This window comes from Enterobacter sp. C3_dUdeg, from assembly GCF_057536195.1.
This window is the reverse complement of sequence record NZ_BAAKFX010000004.1, coordinates 125,834-144,744: the sequence shown is the minus strand read 5'-3', so window position 1 is coordinate 144,744 and position 18,911 is coordinate 125,834. Positions and strand designations below refer to the sequence as shown.

Genomic DNA, 18,911 nt, shown 5'->3' with positions numbered 1-18,911 from the left:
GATGACAACCCAGTATGGATTTTTTATTGATTCCAGCCGTTGCACCGGGTGCAAAACCTGCGAGCTGGCCTGTAAAGATTACAAAGACCTGACTCCTGACGTCAGCTTCCGCCGCATCTACGAATACGCCGGGGGCGACTGGCAGGAAGATAACGGCGTCTGGCATCAGAACGTCTTTGCCTATTACCTGTCGATTGCCTGTAACCACTGTGAAGATCCGGCCTGCACCAAGGTCTGCCCGAGTGGGGCGATGCACAAGCGTGAAGACGGTTTTGTGGTGGTGGACGAAGATGTCTGCATCGGCTGTCGGTACTGCCACATGGCGTGCCCGTACGGCGCGCCGCAGTACAACGCCGCCAAAGGTCATATGACCAAATGCGACGGTTGCCACACCCGCGTGGCGGACGGCAAAAAGCCGATTTGCGTCGAGTCCTGTCCGCTGCGCGCGCTGGACTTCGGTCCGATTGAAGAGCTGCGTCAAAAACACGGTCAGCTTGCCGCAGTGGCACCGCTGCCGTCTGCGCACTTCACGAAGCCGAGCATTGTGATTAAACCTAACGCCAACAGCCGTCCTACAGGTGACACCACCGGCTACCTGGCAAATCCGAAGGAGGTGTGAGATGGGAAGTGGATGGCATGAATGGCCGCTGATGATCTTCACGGTCTTTGGCCAGTGTGTGGCGGGCGGTTTCATTGTGCTCGCGCTGGCGCTGCTGAAGGGGAATCTCAACGCTGAACAGCAGCAGCGTTTAGTGTTGAGCATGTTTGGCCTGTGGGTGCTGATGGGGATTGGGTTTATCGCCTCTACGCTGCACCTGGGTTCGCCGATGCGCGCGTTTAACTCTCTGAACCGCGTGGGGGCCTCATCCCTCAGTAACGAGATTGCCAGCGGGGCAATTTTCTTTGCCGTCGGTGGGCTGGGCTGGCTGCTGGCCGCTTTGAAGAAATTGCCTGCGGGTCTGCGCAGCCTGTGGCTGATCGTGACCATGGTGCTGGGCGTGGTGTTCGTGTGGATGATGGTGCGCGTCTATAACACCATCGATACCGTTCCAACCTGGTACAGCGTCTGGACGCCGATGAGCTTCTTCCTGACGATGTTTATCGGCGGACCGCTGCTGGGCTACCTGCTGCTGCGCGTGGTGGGCGTAGACGGCTGGGCAATGCGTTTGCTGCCGGCTGTTTCGCTGCTGGGGCTGGTGGTGAGTGCGATGGTCACCCTGATGCAGGGGGCAGAACTGGCAACCATTCACAGCTCTATCCAGCAGGCTTCTGCCCTGGTGCCGGACTACGGTTCTCTGATGGCCTGGCGCATCGTTCTGCTGGTCGCGGCGTTGGTATTCTGGATCGCTCCTCAGCTTAAAGGTTATCAGCCCGCGCTGCCGCTGCTGTCACTGGCCTTTGTGCTGGTCCTGGCGGGTGAACTGATTGGCCGCGGTGTGTTCTACGGCTTGCATATGACCGTTGGTATGGCTATCGCCAGTTAACGTTGCATTGAGTTATATCAAGCCGGGCCTGAGTGCCCGGCTTTTTCTTTTTTCGATCATGAAATTTTTCGACTGTCGTTTTGTTTTAATTTCGCCCATTAATAAATAAAAACAGACACATAATTAATATCTACAGCAGGCGTGGCATTAGCAGGATAAGTTTTTTAAATCGACAGGGAACATATTGTGCGAGGCGGCTAAATCAGTGGATTGACTTTGGTTTTGCCAGTGGCATGATGCGCACGAAATCTGAACTTCCTCACGGTTTTTAATCCATGACCACCTATACCCGGCCAGTGCTTCTGTTGCTTTGTGGCCTGCTTCTGTTGACCCTGGCGATCGCAGTGTTAAATACGCTCGTCCCGCTATGGCTCGCCCATGAAAACTTACCGACCTGGCAGGTGGGTATGGTCAGCTCGTCCTTTTTTACCGGGAACCTGCTGGGTACGCTAATGACCGGGAGCCTGATTAAGCGCTTTGGCTTTAATCGCAGCTATTATCTGGCTTCGCTGATTTTCGCCGCCGGGTGTGCCGGGCTGGGCCTGATGGTCGGCTTCTGGAGCTGGATGGCATGGCGCTTTATCGCAGGCGTAGGCTGCGCGATGATTTGGGTGGTGGTTGAAAGCGCGCTGATGTGCAGCGGCACCTCCCGCAACCGCGGACGCCTGCTGGCGGCCTATATGATGGTTTACTACGTCGGCACCGTGCTGGGGCAACTGATGGTCAGCAAGCTGCCAACCGATCTGATGAGCGTTCTGCCGTGGGTAACGGGCATGGTGCTCGCCGCGATCCTGCCGCTGCTCTTCACGCGCATTGTGAACCAGAACAGCGAGCATCAGGAAGCGACCCACGTCTGGCCGATGCTCAGACTCCGTCAGGCGCGCCTGGGCGTTAACGGCTGCATTATCTCGGGGATTGTACTGGGCTCGCTCTACGGCCTGATGCCGCTCTATCTGAATCATCAGGGCGTCAGCGATTCCGGAATTGGTTTCTGGATGGCGGTCATGGTGAGTGCGGGGATCGTCGGGCAGTGGCCGATTGGCCGTCTGGCGGACCGCTTCGGTCGTCTGCTGGTGCTGCGCGTGCAGGTCTTTGTGGTCATTATGGGATGCCTTGCCATGCTCAGCAACGCCGCGATGGCGCCTGCGCTGTTTATTCTCGGGGCGGCCGGCTTTACGCTCTATCCGGTCGCGATGGCCTGGGCCTGTGAGAAAGTTGAACATCACCAGCTGGTGGCAATGAACCAGGCGCTGTTACTGAGCTATACCATCGGCAGCTTATTAGGGCCGACGTTTACCGCGATGCTGATGCAGAATTACTCTGATAACTTATTGTTTATCATGATCGCCAGCGTATCGTTTATTTATCTCTTAATGCTGCTGCGCAAAGTGGGAGAACACCCAACGCCTGTGGCTCATGCCTGATTAATTAAAAGCCTGTCGATGACAGGCTTTTTTGTCCCTGTCACAACTAAGAGTTTTACTTATTGTTTGTTTATTGCGCCAGGCGATAATTCATGTGAGTCCTACCACTATAAGGCAGCAATCATGTCTATTCGTCGTTTTTCCACTACCGCACTTGCCGTAGTGTTGTCTTTAACGTTTGCAACGGCTCCGGTCATGGCTAATCCTGGAAACGGGAATGGCGGTGGTCACGGAAACGGTGGCGGGCAAGGTAATGGCGGTAATCATGGTAACGGAAATTCTGGTAACCATGGCAATAAGCAAAATAACGGTCAGGATAACCCTGGAAAATCGGATAAAAGCTTTAAAAGCAGTAAAGATGTCGGTAACGATGTCGACGCTCGCGTGAGCTTCGATCATGCCCGCCATCTGGCGCTGAATTATGGCCTAACGGGCTATGACTCTCTGCCTCCGGGTATCGCGAAAAACCTGGCGCGCGGTAAGCCGTTGCCTCCGGGCATTGCGAAGAAAACCGTGCCGGCCTCAATGCTGGGTCAGCTTCCTTCCTACCCTGGCTATGAATGGCGCGTGGTCGGAGACGACCTGGTCTTAATTGCGCTGAGTACAGCCATTGTGACGTCCGTTATTAACGGCGTCTTTAAATAGAATATAAAAAGGCCCGGTTTTCACCGGGCTTTTCTTTAATACATCACCTTGTGGCCGTACTGTTCAAGAATACCTTTGACGCGTTCCATCGTCTCTTTTTTTGGCGGCTTCACGCCATCAAGTTTGTACTCTTCGCCCATCGCCACCCATTTATGTTTACCCAGCTCGTGATAGGGCAGAAGCTCGATTTTCTCGACGTTGCCCATGTCGCGGGTAAATTCCCCCAGGCGGTGCGCGGAGTCGTCATCATCTGACCAGCCGGGAACCACCACGTAGCGGATCCAGGTTTTGATGCCTTTATCGGCAATGTATTTGGCAAATTCCAGCGTGCGGTGGTTTGAGACGCCAACCAGGTTCTGGTGGATCTCATCGTTCATCTGTTTAAGATCGAGCATCACCAGATCGGTCACTTCAAGCAGCTCGTCGATAACCGGATCGTAGCGGCGCACAAAGCCGTTGGTGTCGAGGCAGGTATGAATGCCTTCTTTATGGCAGGCGCGGAACCAGTCGCGGACAAATTCGGCCTGCAGAATGGCTTCACCGCCGGATGCGGTGACGCCGCCGCCGGACGCGTTCATAAAGTGGCGGTAGGTCACCACCTCTTTCATCAAGTCTTCAACGGTCACTTCTTTACCGCCGTGCGTATCCCAGGTGTCACGGTTATGGCAGTACAGGCAGCGCATCAGGCAGCCCTGGAAAAAGGTGATGAAACGGATACCCGGGCCATCGACGGTGCCACAGGATTCAAAGGAGTGAATGCGACCAATAATTGACATTGCGGTGATATCTCCAGCATCGGCCCGTCCGGGGCCTGAGTATGCACAGCTCAAAGCCGGCTGTGTTGAAGTCTGTTTTGGCTGATATCCATAGAGTATAGATAGCGGACAAAAGAGACTGAGGTGGAGAGGGTGCTAAAAAGGCCCCACTGACGTGGAGCCTTTATTGTACGCTTTTTAACGCGTGATTTCAGTCAATTCCAGTTACATGGACTGAGTGAAAGTACGGGTGATAACGTCCTGCTGCTGTTCTTTAGTCAGGGAGTTAAAACGTACTGCGTAGCCAGATACGCGGATGGTCAGCTGAGGATATTTCTCAGGGTGTTCCATCGCGTCGAGCAGCATTTCACGGTTCATGACGTTCACGTTCAGGTGCTGACCACCTTCGATGGACGCTTCGTGGTGGAAGTAACCATCCATCAGACCCGCGAGGTTAGTTTTACGCACTTCGTCGTCTTTACCCAGCGCGTTTGGCACGATAGAGAAGGTATAAGAGATACCATCTTTCGCGTAAGCAAACGGCAGTTTAGCAACGGAGGTCAGAGAGGCAACCGCACCTTTCTGGTCACGACCGTGCATTGGGTTAGCACCTGGGCCAAATGGCGCGCCAGCACGACGACCGTCTGGGGTGTTACCGGTTTTCTTACCATACACAACGTTAGAGGTGATGGTCAGAACAGACTGAGTCGGGATAGCGTTACGGTAAGTAGTCAGTTTCTGAATTTTCTTCATGAAACGTTCTACCAGGTCAACCGCCATGTCATCAACGCGAGAGTCGTTGTTACCAAACTGCGGATACTCACCTTCGATTTCGAAGTCTACAGCCAGGCCGTCTTCGTCACGAATTGGTTTAACTTTCGCATATTTGATTGCAGACAGGGAGTCAGCAGCAACGGACAGACCAGCGATACCACACGCCATGGTGCGGATAACGTCACGGTCGTGCAGCGCCATCAGAGAGGCTTCGTAGCTGTACTTGTCGTGCATGTAGTGGATTACGTTCAGCGCAGTGACATACTGTTTAGCCAGCCAGTCCATGAAGTGATCCATACGTTCCATCACTTCGTCGAAGTTCAGAACGTCGCCTTTGATCGGCTCAGACTTAGGACCAACCTGCATTTTCAGTTTTTCATCAACGCCGCCGTTGATTGCGTACAGCATGGTTTTCGCCAGGTTTGCACGCGCACCGAAGAACTGCATTTGTTTACCAACAACCATTGGGCTTACGCAGCAAGCGATAGCGTAATCGTCGTTGTTGAAGTCCGGACGCATCAGGTCATCGTTCTCGTACTGCAGAGAAGAGGTATCGATGGACACTTTAGCGGCGAATTTCTTGAAGTTCAGAGGCAGTTTTTCAGACCACAGAACGGTGATGTTCGGCTCCGGAGAAGGACCCATGGTGTAAAGGGTGTTCAGGAAGCGGAAGCTGTTTTTGGTTACCAGAGTACGGCCGTCAACGCCCATACCACCGATTGATTCTGTTGCCCAGATTGGGTCACCAGAGAACAGCTCATCGTATTCAGGAGTACGCAGGAAGCGAACCATACGCAGTTTCATGACCAGGTGGTCAATCATTTCCTGAGCGTCTTGCTCGGTGATTTTGCCTGCTTTGATGTCGCGTTCGATGTACGCATCCAGGAAGGTGGATACGCGACCGAAGGACATTGCTGCACCGTTCTGAGACTTAACAGCGGCCAGGTAGCCGAAGTAGGTCCACTGGATAGCTTCCTGAGCGTTGGTAGCCGGACCAGAGATATCGCAGCCATATTTTGCTGCCATCTCTTTGATCTGACCCAGCGCGCGGTGCTGTTCAGCGATTTCTTCACGCAGACGGATAGTCGCTTCCAGGTTTACGCCGTTTTCCAGATCGGACTGCAGGGAAACAAACTGCGCGTACTTGTCTTTCATCAGGAAGTCGATACCGTACAGCGCAACGCGACGGTAGTCACCGATGATACGGCCACGGCCATACGCATCTGGCAGACCAGTCAGAACGCCAGATTTACGGCAGTTCAGAATGTCTTTGGTGTAAACATCGAATACGCCCTGGTTGTGGGTTTTGCGGTATTCGGTGAAGATTTTTTTCAGCATTGGGTCCAGCTCGCGGTTATACGCTTTGCAGGAACCTTCAACCATTTTGATACCACCGAACGGGATGATTGCGCGTTTCAGTGGTGCTTCAGTCTGCAGACCAACGATTTTCTCAAGGGCTTTGTTGATGTAGCCAGCATCGTGAGAAGTGATGGTGGAAGCAACGGAGGTGTCAAAATCAACTGGCGCGTGAGTGCGGTTTTCCAGTTTAACGCCTTCCATTACGCTGTCCCACAGCTTGGTGGTCGCGTCAGTTGCGCCAGCCAGGAAGGATTCGTCACCTTCATACGGGGTATAGTTTTTCTGAATGAAGTCACGTACGTTTACTTCATTCTGCCAGTCACCTTTCGCAAAACCTTCCCAGGCTGTGGCTAACTTTTCATTAAGCTCGGACATGTAACACCTACCTTCTTAAGTGGATTTTTTATTTACTGCCTGAGAAAACCATCAATGATGATCGTCGCCACGCAGGTAAATGACCCAGTATGTCAACCCAACTAACAGACCCCCACCGATAATGTTCCCGATAGTGACAGGGATCAGGTTATCAGTAATGAAATTCATAATAGTCAGGTGAGAGAAACTTTCCGGGGATGAACCAACTGCGGTCCAGAACTCCGGGCTTGCAAAGTCGCGGATGACAATGCCCATTGGGATCATGAACATATTCGCGATACTGTGCTCAAAGCCGCTGGCAACAAACATCGCAACCGGCAGAACCATAATTAAGGCTTTGTCCATCAGGCTACGACCCGAGTAGCTCATCCATACAGCCAGGCAGACCATCAGGTTAGCGAGGATGCCGAGAGCAACGGCTTCGATAAATGTGTGGTGCATTTTGTGGTCGGCGGTTTGCAGGACGTTAAGGCCCCAGCCACCGTTGGCGGTCATGTACTCGCCAGAAAGCCACATCAACAAAACAAAGAGCAGACAGCCAACCAGGTTACCCACGTAGACGTTAAGCCAGTTGCGTGCCAGCTGACCCCAGGTAATTCTTCCGCTGGCCTTTGCCACGACAATCAGCACCGTTGAGGTGAAGAGGTCGGCGCCGCAGATGACGCAGAGAATCAGACCCAGTGAGAAGCAAATGCCGCCAATCAGTTTGGCCATGCCGAAAGGCATTCCGGCAGTACCGGTGGTGGCGGTGATGTAGAAGACGAAAGCGATAGAGATGAACACACCAGCCGTGATCGCCAGATAGAACGTCTTCATCGGGTGTTTCGTTGCTTTATAGACACCCGCTTCTTCGGCAACTTTGGCCATCGCAGCAGGGAGTAAAAGATCAAAAGGGTTGTCAGCTTTCACACTAACTCTCTCTTTATTAAGTCGGCGACGAGATACTAACAAAGCATTATAGAAGAGAAATTGATATAGATCATATCTCGCCTGGCTTATAGGCCCGCAGTGTGTATGGTTTTACAGCAAATGCGGAGTAAGTATTTGATTATCCGTATAAAAATAAATTTTAAAAGTTATGAAAAGAGTTGAATTTTTTCGTTCAGCCACCTCTGACACAGTTAATTAATATGGAGTATTTACCATAAAAAGTAACAGTAAAGCCCAGGTAAATATTATTATATTTACCCATGTTTAACTTTATTATTACAATCAACAGTCATTGCCGAAGAAAATAAAAAACGGGGCAATGAAATTGCCCCGTAATATAGCCCAGACGATTGAATACGCCTACAGCTGGTAATGTTATGTGCGCTTATTTTGACCAGTAAGCGGCTTTTGCTTTCTGCAGTTTTTCGTAGGCCTTCAGCAGCGACTGATGCGCCGGGAAGGCTTTCAGATCGCTATCAACAGCCTGCAGGCCATAGAACGGCTCTTCGCCGCTCAGGGCTGCACTGGCTGCTTCTACGGCCTCAGCTCCGTACATCCGCACGAAAGCATTCAGGTATTGCAGCGGCTCGCGATCCTCTTCCTGGGCCAGCAGCAGCAGGGTTTGCAGGCAGCGGTAATAATTGGTGCGCTCGGCAGAGAAGACCGACTGGTTGAATTCCATGGTCCACTCGGTCCAGGCCAGGGCCTGATCCAAATCGCCACCCGCCAGGGCCAGCATCGCTTTCAGCTCACCGATGCGCAGGGTATACCAGCCGTTGTCTTTACCGGTCGCCAGGCCCAGCAGTTCGCGTACGCGGGTAAAGTCATCGTGGCCTTCTTCGTCCAGCTGGGCGATCAGGTTCAGATAATCTTCTTTCTCCCACTCGCTGCCCGGCAGAGCCAGCAGCGTTTCGCGCAGGTGCGCGCCCATGCTGTTATTGGCCAGCCACAGATCTTCAGCCGGGTAGATGTCGGACATGCCCGGAACGATAATGCGGCACGCGTAGACGCCAAGATGTTCGTAGTCGGCAATGTAGACTTCCCGATCTTCCGCGTTGAAGATGGCCATCAGCGTGGCGAACTCTTCTTCCGTGGTCCCGGCAAAGCTCCAGTCCACGAACGGATAGTCGGCGTCCTGCTTGAACATATCCCAGGAAATTAAACCGCTGGAGTCGATGAAATGGGTTTCAAGGTTGGTATGCTCGGCCACTTCTTCATCGTCAAACGTTGGCGGGGTGAAGACGTCGAGATCTTTCAGGCTACGGCCCTGCAGCAGCTCGGTAACGGTACGCTCCAGCGCCACGCCGAAGTCAGGGTGCGCGCCGAATGAGGCGAAGCAGGTACCGTTGGTCGGGTTAAACAGCACGACGCAGATAACCGGATACTTACCGCCCAGCGAGCCGTCATAGGCAAAGATTGGGAAACCTTCGGCTTCCAGCTTGGCGATGGACTCCACTACGCCCGGGTAGCGCGCCAGCACGTCTGCCGGAATTTCAGGCAGGCTGATGGATTCGGCAATAATGCGGTTTTTGATGTGACGCTCGAAGACTTCAGACAGACCCTGCACGCGCGCTTCATTGCGGGTGTTACCGGCGGACATGCCGTTGGATACATACAGGTTGCCGACGATGTTCATCGGGATATAGACGGTCTGCTCGTCAGACTGACGGGTAAAGGGCAGGGCGCAAATACCGCGATCGTCGTTTCCGGACTGCAGATCGATCAGCATGCTGGCGGTCATTTCGCTGTCTGGATCGTAGAAGGCACGCAGGCGCGCGTCGAGAATACCTTCCGGCAGCTCGTCATCTTCGGTCAGCGGGAACCATTTTTCATTTGGATAGTGAACGAACGGGCCGTTAGCGATGGTTTCGCCCAGCCAGAAGTCAGCGAAGAAATAGTTGGTGGACAGACGCTCAAAATACTCACCCAGCGCAGAGGCCAGTGCCGCTTTTTTTGTCGCGCCTTTACCGTTGGTAAAGCACAGGGCACAGTCTTTATCGCGAATATGCACGGACCAGACGTGAGGTACCGGATTGAGCCAGGAGGCTTCTTCGATGTTAAAACCCAGGTCGGTCAGTTTCTGTTGGAAGCGAGCGATGGAATCTTCCAGAGCGGCGTCTTTGCCGGGGATAAACGTTTGAGTCATGGCGTTCACTTTTATCGTACGTAAAGCGCGCAATGATACGGGTTTTGCGTGACGGGTGCTATCTTCGGCGAAAATAAAAGGCTGGGCTATGCTTAGTGGCAGTAACTGACTGTTAAGGCATAGAAAAATGAAAGCATTTGATCTCCAGCGGATGGCGTTTGATAAAGTTCCTCCTGAATTTCTGGGCGAAGTGGCGCTGCGCAGCCTGTATACCTTCGTCCTCGTCTTCCTGTTTCTTAAAATCACCGGCCGCCGAGGCGTGCGGCAGATGTCGCTCTTTGAGGTGTTGATCATCCTGACGCTGGGCTCGGCGGCGGGTGACGTCGCCTTTTATGACGACGTGCCGATGGTGCCGGTGTTTATCGTTTTTGTCTCACTGGCGCTACTTTACCGTCTTGTCATGTGGCTGATGTCGAAAAGCGAAAAGCTGGAAGATCTGCTTGAAGGGAAGCCGGTCGTGATCGTCGAGGACGGACAGCTGGCCTGGGAAAATGTACAAAGCGCCAATATGACCGAGTTTGAGTTCTTTATGGAGCTTCGCCTGAACAGCGTTGAACAGCTCGGGCAGGTGCGTCTGGCGATCATGGAAACCAACGGGCAGATCAGCGTCTATTACTATTCTGACGACGAGGTGAAGCCGGGACTGTGTATCCTGCCGGATATGCTCATTGAGCGTTTCAGAACCGTACCGGAATCAGGCGAGTATGCTTGCGTAAGATGTAGCCATGTTGTCGCGATGCAGCCGGGGGATCGTCAATTATGCCCCCGCTGTGCAAATCCGGAATGGACGAAGGTTAGCCGGGCCAAACGCATCACCTGACAGCCATTTTGTCGGTTTTGTCCTGGCGAGGCGGCAGATTGTTTTGTGTGACGCGGGGCACATTTCGCGGGTCATAAGTTTTAGACATTGCGGCGCGTGTCACTGAATGATAAAACCGATATCCACAGTTATAACTTATGGCTTTTAGCGTGGTGAGGGGAAATGGCTCAAGTCTTTAATTTCAGTTCAGGTCCGGCAATGTTACCGGCAGACGTGCTTAAACAGGCTCAACAGGAACTCTGTGACTGGAACGGTCTCGGTACGTCGGTGATGGAAATCAGCCACCGTGGTAAAGAGTTTATTCAGGTGGCGGAAGAGGCAGAAAAGGATTTTCGCGATCTGCTGAATATTCCCTCGAACTACAAAGTATTGTTCTGTCACGGCGGTGGACGCGGCCAGTTTGCAGGCGTTCCGCTGAATATTCTCGGTGATAAAACGACGGCTGACTACGTTGACGCAGGTTACTGGGCGGCAAGCGCGGTTAAAGAAGCGCATAAATACTGCACGCCGAATGTTATCGACGCCAAAGTGACCGTTGACGGTCTGCGCGCCGTGAAGCCAATGAGCGAGTGGCAGCTTTCCGATAACGCAGCGTATCTGCACTACTGCCCGAACGAAACCATTGACGGGATTGCCATCGACGAGACGCCAAACTTCGGTAGCGATGTCGTGGTTGCCGCCGACTTCTCCTCCACCATTCTGTCTGCGCCAATTGATGTCAGCCGCTACGGCGTTATCTATGCGGGCGCGCAGAAAAATATCGGCCCGGCCGGTTTGACTATCGTCGTTGTGCGTGAAGACCTGCTGGGTAAAGCACATAAATCCTGTCCTTCGATTCTCGATTACACCGTGCTGAACGATAACGATTCGATGTTCAACACCCCACCAACGTTTGCCTGGTATCTCTCCGGCCTGGTCTTCAAATGGCTGAAGCAAAACGGCGGCGTGGCGCAGATGGACAAGGTCAATCAGCAGAAAGCTGAACTGCTGTATGGCGTGATCGACAAGAGCGATTTCTACCGCAACGATGTGGCGAAAGCGAACCGTTCCCGCATGAACGTGCCGTTCCAGTTGGCGGACAGCAGCCTGGACAAAGTATTCCTGGAAGAGTCCTTCGCGGCAGGTCTGCATGCGCTCAAAGGTCACCGTGTCGTTGGCGGCATGCGTGCCTCCATCTATAACGCGATGCCGCTGGAAGGCGTTAAAGCCCTGACGGATTTCATGATCGACTTCGAACGTCGTCACGGTTAATTTGCTGTTTTTCACCCCCGCAGCGTCCCTGCGGGGTTTTTATTATGTTGAGTTGAGAGTTTAGTTTTCATGGAATCCCTGACGTTACAACCTATCGCGCGGGTAGATGGCACCATTAATCTGCCTGGTTCAAAAAGTGTCTCGAACCGCGCTTTGCTGCTGGCAGCTCTGGCAAACGGCACCACCGTCCTCACAAACCTGCTGGACAGCGATGACGTGCGCCATATGCTCAATGCGCTGAAAGCGTTGGGCGTTCATTACACTCTCTCCGACGATCGTACCCGCTGCGAAGTGACCGGCAACGGCGGCGCGCTGCGTTCGGGCGAAGAGCTTGAGCTGTTTCTGGGCAACGCGGGTACCGCGATGCGCCCGCTGGCGGCGGCCCTGTGCCTGGGGAGCAACAACATCGTGCTGACCGGCGAGCCGCGCATGAAGGAGCGTCCGATTGGTCACCTGGTGGACGCCCTGCGTCAGGGCGGCGCGCAGATTGAGTATCTGGAGCAGGAAAACTATCCGCCACTGCGTCTGCGCGGCGGTTTTACCGGCGGTCACGTCGAGGTTGACGGCAGCGTTTCCAGCCAGTTCCTGACGGCACTGCTGATGACCGCGCCGCTGGCACCGCAGGATACGGTTATCACCATTAAAGGTGAGCTGGTCTCCAAACCGTACATTGATATCACGCTGCACCTGATGAAAACCTTCGGCGTTGAGGTGGAAAATCAGTCTTATCAGCGCTTCGTGGTGCGCGGGGCGCAGCAGTACCAGTCTCCGGGCAACTACCTGGTTGAAGGGGATGCGTCATCCGCGTCTTACTTCCTGGCTGCGGGGGCGATTAAAGGCGGCACGGTAAAAGTGACCGGTATTGGCCGTAACAGCGTGCAGGGCGACATCCGTTTTGCGGACGTGCTGGAAAAAATGGGTGCCATTGTCACCTGGGGCGATGACTTCATCTCCTGTACCCACGGCGAGCTGAACGCCATCGACATGGACATGAACCATATCCCGGATGCGGCGATGACCATTGCCACGGCGGCGCTGTTTGCCAAAGGCACGACCACGCTGCGTAATATCTACAACTGGCGCGTAAAAGAGACGGACCGCCTGTTCGCAATGGCGACAGAGCTGCGAAAAGTCGGTGCCGAGGTGGAAGAGGGCGAAGACTACATTCGCGTGACCCCTCCGGCAAAACTGCAGTTTGCGGAAATCGGCACCTACAACGATCACCGCATGGCGATGTGCTTCTCGCTGGTGGCGCTGTCAGACACGCCTGTCACCATTCTTGATCCGAAATGTACCGCGAAAACCTTCCCGGACTACTTCGAACAGCTGGCACGCATTAGCACGCTGGCCTGATAACGCCTTGCCGCATCGCCCGATGCGGCATTTGCTTACGCTTCATTACGAACACCTCCGCTCATTTCTTCTACACTCTGCTTCAATCATTCCGTAATTTGCACGCAAAGGTAACAGTTGCGCACGTTGGCGCGTATAATGCGCGGCGTTCATGTAAACGGTATGCCTTATTTAAGGAGAAAAAGATGACGGCAGTTGCCCCGGTAATCACCATTGATGGGCCGAGTGGCGCAGGGAAAGGTACTCTGTGCAAAGCGATGGCGGAAGCATTGCAATGGCATCTTTTAGATTCGGGAGCAATCTATCGCGTGCTGGCGCTGGCCGCGCTGCATCACCATGTGGATGTCGCGTCTGAAGAAGCGCTGGTTCCGCTGGCTGCGCATCTGGATGTGCGTTTCGTATCGACCGATGGCAACCTGGAAGTCATCCTTGAAGGGGAAGACGTGAGCGGCGAAATCCGTACGCAGGAAGTAGCTAATGCGGCCTCTCAGGTCGCGGCGTTCCCGCGCGTTCGCGAGGCGCTGTTACGTCGTCAGCGCGCGTTCCGTGAAGCCCCGGGTCTGATCGCTGACGGACGCGATATGGGAACCGTGGTATTCCCTGATGCACCTGTGAAAATTTTCCTCGACGCCTCTTCGGAAGAACGTGCTCAACGCCGCATGCTTCAGTTGCAGGAAAAGGGGTTTAGTGTTAACTTTGATCGCCTTTTATCCGAGATAAAAGAGCGCGATGACCGCGATCGTAACCGCGCCGTCGCCCCACTTGTTCCTGCAGAAGATGCATTAGTTCTGGATTCAACCAGTTTAACTATTGAGCAAGTGATTGAAAAAGCGCTACAATATGCGCGCCAAAAACTGGCACTCGCGTAATCGCGACCGATTTAGCAGTACCCCCGCTGCAAGGGATTGACGGCGGGTATGTGAAACAACCCCATCCGGCACGGAGCCAGGTGGACGTTAATATTAACCTGAAGATTAAACATGACTGAATCTTTTGCTCAACTGTTTGAAGAATCCTTAAAAGAAATCGAAACCCGCCCGGGTTCCATCGTTCGCGGTGTTGTTGTTGCTATCGACAAAGACGTAGTACTGGTTGACGCCGGTCTGAAATCTGAGTCCGCCATTCCGGCAGAGCAGTTCAAAAACGCCCAGGGCGAGCTGGAAATCCAGGTTGGTGACGAAGTTGACGTTGCTCTGGACGCAGTAGAAGACGGCTTCGGTGAAACCCTGCTTTCTCGTGAGAAAGCTAAACGTCACGAAGCATGGATCACGCTGGAAAAAGCTTACGAAGAAGCTGAAACTGTGGTCGGTGTTATCAACGGCAAAGTTAAAGGTGGCTTCACTGTTGAGCTGAATGGTATTCGTGCGTTCCTGCCAGGTTCTCTGGTAGACGTTCGTCCAGTTCGTGACACTCTGCACCTGGAAGGCAAAGAGCTTGAGTTCAAAGTAATCAAGCTGGACCAGAAGCGTAACAACGTTGTTGTATCCCGTCGTGCCGTTATCGAATCCGAAAACAGCGCAGAACGCGATCAGCTGCTGGAAAACCTGCAGGAAGGCATGGAAGTCAAAGGTATCGTTAAGAACCTCACTGACTACGGCGCATTCGTTGACCTGGGCGGCGTTGATGGCCTGCTGCACATCACCGACATGGCATGGAAACGCGTTAAGCACCCAAGCGAAATCGTGAACGTGGGCGACGAAATCACTGTTAAAGTGCTGAAGTTCGACCGCGAGCGTACTCGTGTATCCCTTGGCCTGAAACAGCTGGGCGAAGATCCATGGGTAGCTATCGCTAAGCGTTACCCAGAAGGTACTAAACTGACTGGTCGCGTAACCAACCTGACTGACTACGGCTGCTTCGTTGAAATCGAAGAAGGCGTTGAAGGTCTGGTACACGTTTCCGAAATGGACTGGACCAACAAAAACATCCACCCATCCAAAGTTGTTAACGTTGGTGATGTAGTGGAAGTGATGGTTCTGGATATCGACGAAGAACGTCGTCGTATCTCCCTGGGCCTGAAACAGTGCAAAAACAACCCATGGCAGCAGTTCGCGGAAACCCACAACAAGGGTGACCGTGTTGAAGGTAAAATCAAGTCTATCACTGACTTCGGTATCTTCATCGGCCTGGACGGCGGCATCGATGGCCTGGTTCACCTGTCTGACATCTCCTGGAACGTTGCAGGCGAAGAAGCAGTTCGTGAATACAAAAAAGGCGACGAAATCGCTGCAGTTGTTCTGCAGGTTGACGCAGAGCGTGAGCGTATCTCCCTGGGCGTTAAACAGCTCGCAGAAGATCCGTTCAACAACTGGGTTGCACTGAACAAGAAAGGCGCAATCGTAAACGGTAAAGTGACTGCAGTTGACGCTAAAGGCGCAACCGTAGAACTGGCTGACGGCGTTGAAGGTTACCTGCGCGCTTCTGAAGCTTCACGTGACCGCGTTGAAGATGCCACTCTGGTTCTGAACGTAGGCGACGACGTTGAAGCTAAGTTCACCGGTGTTGACCGTAAGAACCGTGCAATCAGCCTGTCTGTTCGTGCTAAAGACGAAGCTGATGAGAAAGATGCAATCGCAACTGTTAACAAACAGGAAGATGCAAACTTCTCTAACAACGCAATGGCTGAAGCTTTCAAAGCAGCTAAAGGCGAGTAATATCAGGTTCTCAGTATCATTTGCGCTGTAACGCATTTACAGCGTGAAGGATGAGGAGCAAACTTGACAGATTGCAGGATTCGTCCTGTAATCAATAACAAAGGGCGGCTACGGCCGCCCTTGTTTAATGAGCTGTTCAGCTAATTGGTTTGAAAGGAACCGGAGGAATCATGACCAAGTCAGAATTGATTGAAAGACTTGCCAGTCAGCAACCGCATATCCCTGCCAAGGCAGTGGAAGATGCCGTAAAAGAGATGCTGGAGCATATGGCCTCCACTCTTGCCCAGGGCGAGCGCATTGAAATCCGCGGTTTCGGTAGTTTTTCTCTGCACTATCGTGCTCCACGTACCGGGCGTAACCCGAAAACTGGCGATAAAGTCGAGCTGGAAGGTAAGTACGTTCCACACTTTAAGCCGGGTAAAGAACTGCGCGATCGCGCCAATATTTACGGTAACTGAGTTTAGCCAGTCGGTTAAACTGGGTTCGAAAGAAAGCACCTGCGGGTGCTTTTTTTGTCTCTGTCGCTTTCATTCTGAAGATACCCCGCATTTTCCGTTTCGTTTTCTGCAAACCGATAAAAACAGCACAGCGCGCGCTGTAAAACGCATTCTTACCATCTGACAATTCCTTCTACCTGATTACATACTGCCCCTCTGAAACAGGGAGGTAGCAATGGGAATTCCCGCGCTTAGTATCTGCGCCATTCTGGCGATAGCCCCGTTACTCTGGTTACCTGAACTGCCATCACGTCATACCGTGTGGATAATGATTGTTGGCGGGATCGTGCTGGCCGCACGGCGAAACGTACGACTGAAGTATGCGGGTATCACGCTGTTATTTTGCGTGTGGGGTATTTTGGCTGCGAAGGAGAGCGTCTGGTCGATGCAGCATTTAACCACGGGGGCCGTGCAGGCTGAGGTAGCGATCACCGCCACAGATGGCGCAACGCAGCATCAGGGAAACATTCTTAGCGTTGATGGCAAGCGCTGGTGGGCCTCTACCGGCATAACGCTGTATGGCAATTATCTGCCACAGAAAGCGTGTGCCGGTCAGCGCTGGACCATGACGCTCAGGCTCAGGCCTGCCCACGGCGAGCTGAACGACGGCGGTTATGATTCTCAGCGCAGCGCTTTTGCCCGCCACCAAACGCTGAGCGGGCGTTTCACCCGTGCGGAACTCGTTGATGGACGCTGCAGCCTGCGAGCGCAATATCTCATGTCACTGCAAAACCGCCTTTCTGCTTACCGATGGGGGGCGGTTATCCTCGGACTGGGAATGGGTGAACGTCTGGATATGCCCCGGGAAATACAAGACCTGATGCGCGAAACCGGGACGCTGCATCTGATGGCGATTTCGGGACTGCATATCGCGCTGGCGGCATCCCTCGCCTGGTTACTCGGACGTGGGCTACAGTTTTTATTACCCAGCCACCGGATCCACTGGCAAATGCCTCTTCTGGCCGGGTTATGCTTTGCCGCTTTCTACGGCTGGCTTACCGGTCTTCAACCGCCTGCGCTACGAACGGTCATCGCGCTTGCTGTGCTTGCAATGTTGCGGATCGCTGCCCGTCAGTGGTCTCCCTGGCAGGTGTGGGTCTGCTGTATCGCGGCGATCCTGATAAGCGATCCCTTAGCCATACTCTCGCAGAGTCTGCTCTTATCTGCATTTGCCGTCGCCGCGCTGATTTTCTGGTTTCAGTGGCTGCCTCTTCCTGGCTGGCGCAGGGCACGACATCTACGGCCGCTGCTGAACCTGATCTATCTGCAGGTGGGCATGCTGATGCTGATGATGCCGTTACAGGTTCTGATTTTCCACGGCTTCAGCATTTCTTCTCTGGTCGCGAATCTCTTTGCCGTTCCCCTGGTGACGTTTGTCTCCGTGCCGCTGATTCTGCTCGGTATGCTGCTTCATCTGTTGCCGTTGGCGGCACCTGAAAGCGTTGTCTGGTTCGCAGCCGATAAATCACTTGCGGGGCTGTTCTGGCTCCTCATGCGCCTGCCTGACGGCTGGCAAAATGTCGACCAACGCTGGCAGTACATGACATTACTGCCCTGGCTTATCATCATTGGCTGGCGCTTTCGTGCCTGGAAAACCCTTCCAGCCGTTTGTCTTGCAGGAAGTGCCTTACTGACATTTCCTCTGTGGCGAACGGAAAAAAGCGAGAGCTGGACGCTGCATATGCTGGATGTGGGTCAGGGGCTGGCGATGGTCATTGAACGGCAGGGGAAAGCCATTCTCTATGATACCGGGCTCGCCTGGCCGGGCGGGGATAGCGCGCAGCGGTTGATTATCCCGTGGCTTCGCTGGCATCACCTGCGGCCTGAAGGCGTTATTCTCAGTCATGAGCACCTCGACCATGCGGGAGGACTCGCATCGTTGCAAAAAGCGTGGCCTGACGCGTGGGTAAGAAGCCCATTGCGCCAGGCGGGGCATCGCCCCTGTTTTCGCGGGCAGAGATGGAAATGGCAGGGACTCTCCTTCACCGTCCATTGGCCCCCCGAAAATTACCCGGCGCAGGGAAACAACCATTCCTGCGTGGTCAAGGTGGACGACGGTGAGCAGAGCGTTCTGCTAACGGGGGACATTGAAGCGCAAGCGGAACAGGCTATGCTTAGCCATTACTGGCGTTATCTGACGTCTACGCTTATACAGGTGCCCCATCATGGCAGCAATACTTCGTCGTCATTGCCGCTGGTACAGCGGGTGGAAGGTCAGATCGCCCTGGATTCAGCGGCCCGCTATAACGCATGGCGATTCCCGTCGGCAAAAGTTGTTCGACGTTATCGAAAAGAGGGGTATATCTGGCACGATACCCCTCATTCTGGACAAATATCGGTGACATTCTCGCAACATCACTGGCAAATCCGGCGCTTGCGAGAGCAATTTTTACCCGTTTGGTATCATCAGTGGTTTGGCGAGCCCGTCGATAACGGGTAGAATA

The 18,911-nt window shown here is 53.6% G+C and carries 15 protein-coding genes; 11 read left to right on the top strand and 4 right to left on the bottom strand.

What is annotated here, in order from left to right; genetic code table 11:
• Position 1 precedes the first annotated feature (1 nt).
• The 4 genes from AC27FC_RS12770 to AC27FC_RS12755 all read left to right on the top strand — a co-directional run bounded on the left by AC27FC_RS12770 (position 2) and on the right by AC27FC_RS12755 (position 3,553).
• Positions 2-619 carry a DMSO/selenate family reductase complex B subunit gene (locus AC27FC_RS12770; RefSeq protein ID WP_021240882.1) on the top strand — a complete coding sequence of 206 codons (618 nt, stop codon included), beginning with the start codon at positions 2-4 and terminating at the stop codon, positions 617-619.
• Between the two features lies 1 nt (position 620).
• A complete protein-coding gene (locus AC27FC_RS12765) occupies positions 621-1,484 on the top strand; it encodes a dimethyl sulfoxide reductase anchor subunit family protein (RefSeq protein WP_487160226.1) in 864 nt (287 codons plus the stop codon).
• Positions 1,485-1,759: 275 nt separating this feature from the next.
• Positions 1,760-2,908 (top strand): MFS transporter, encoded by a 1,149-nt coding sequence (locus tag AC27FC_RS12760; RefSeq protein WP_033145087.1) that lies wholly within the window; start codon positions 1,760-1,762, stop codon positions 2,906-2,908.
• Positions 2,909-3,031: 123 nt separating this feature from the next.
• Positions 3,032-3,553, top strand: a complete 522-nt coding sequence (locus AC27FC_RS12755; protein WP_023310990.1) for an anti-virulence regulator CigR family protein — start codon at positions 3,032-3,034, stop codon at positions 3,551-3,553.
• A gap of 35 nt (positions 3,554-3,588) precedes the next feature.
• Here the strand turns inward: AC27FC_RS12755 and pflA are convergent, their stop codons facing one another.
• The 4 genes from pflA to ycaO all read right to left on the bottom strand — a co-directional run bounded on the left by pflA (position 3,589) and on the right by ycaO (position 9,892).
• On the bottom strand, positions 3,589-4,329 hold the full coding sequence (gene pflA / locus AC27FC_RS12750; RefSeq protein ID WP_023310991.1) for a pyruvate formate lyase 1-activating protein: 741 nt from the start codon (positions 4,327-4,329) through the stop codon (positions 3,589-3,591).
• A 204-nt stretch (positions 4,330-4,533) separates the two neighbouring features.
• Positions 4,534-6,816, bottom strand: coding sequence for a formate C-acetyltransferase (gene pflB / locus AC27FC_RS12745; protein WP_033145088.1), 2,283 nt, complete (start codon positions 6,814-6,816; stop codon positions 4,534-4,536).
• Positions 6,817-6,867: 51 nt separating this feature from the next.
• A complete protein-coding gene (gene focA / locus AC27FC_RS12740; protein ID WP_008499974.1) occupies positions 6,868-7,725 on the bottom strand; it encodes a formate transporter FocA in 858 nt (285 codons plus the stop codon).
• A gap of 406 nt (positions 7,726-8,131) precedes the next feature.
• Complete coding sequence (gene ycaO / locus AC27FC_RS12735; protein ID WP_196354658.1) at positions 8,132-9,892, bottom strand: 30S ribosomal protein S12 methylthiotransferase accessory factor YcaO; 1,761 nt, start codon at positions 9,890-9,892, stop codon at positions 8,132-8,134.
• Between the two features lie 127 nt (positions 9,893-10,019).
• On the opposite strand from ycaO, the gene AC27FC_RS12730 reads away from it, so the two are divergent.
• From AC27FC_RS12730 to AC27FC_RS12700, 7 genes are all read left to right on the top strand, one after another.
• Entirely contained in the window at positions 10,020-10,712 is a 693-nt protein-coding gene (locus tag AC27FC_RS12730; protein WP_023310994.1) for a DUF421 domain-containing protein, read from the top strand.
• 162 nt (positions 10,713-10,874) lie between these two features.
• On the top strand, positions 10,875-11,963 hold the full coding sequence (gene serC, locus AC27FC_RS12725) for a 3-phosphoserine/phosphohydroxythreonine transaminase (RefSeq protein WP_029739497.1): 1,089 nt from the start codon (positions 10,875-10,877) through the stop codon (positions 11,961-11,963).
• A 69-nt stretch (positions 11,964-12,032) separates the two neighbouring features.
• Positions 12,033-13,316 carry a 3-phosphoshikimate 1-carboxyvinyltransferase gene (gene aroA, locus AC27FC_RS12720; RefSeq protein WP_032658201.1) on the top strand — a complete coding sequence of 428 codons (1,284 nt, stop codon included), beginning with the start codon at positions 12,033-12,035 and terminating at the stop codon, positions 13,314-13,316.
• Between the two features lie 185 nt (positions 13,317-13,501).
• On the top strand, positions 13,502-14,185 hold the full coding sequence (gene cmk / locus AC27FC_RS12715; protein WP_013097305.1) for a (d)CMP kinase: 684 nt from the start codon (positions 13,502-13,504) through the stop codon (positions 14,183-14,185).
• A gap of 111 nt (positions 14,186-14,296) precedes the next feature.
• Positions 14,297-15,970: a 30S ribosomal protein S1 gene (gene rpsA / locus AC27FC_RS12710; RefSeq protein ID WP_008499966.1), complete on the top strand. Its 1,674-nt coding sequence runs from the start codon at positions 14,297-14,299 to the stop codon at positions 15,968-15,970.
• A gap of 170 nt (positions 15,971-16,140) precedes the next feature.
• Positions 16,141-16,428 (top strand): integration host factor subunit beta, encoded by a 288-nt coding sequence (gene ihfB, locus AC27FC_RS12705; protein WP_008499965.1) that lies wholly within the window; start codon positions 16,141-16,143, stop codon positions 16,426-16,428.
• A 214-nt stretch (positions 16,429-16,642) separates the two neighbouring features.
• Entirely contained in the window at positions 16,643-18,907 is a 2,265-nt protein-coding gene (locus AC27FC_RS12700) for a ComEC family protein (RefSeq protein ID WP_196354657.1), read from the top strand.
• The last annotated feature ends 4 nt before the right edge of the window (positions 18,908-18,911 follow it).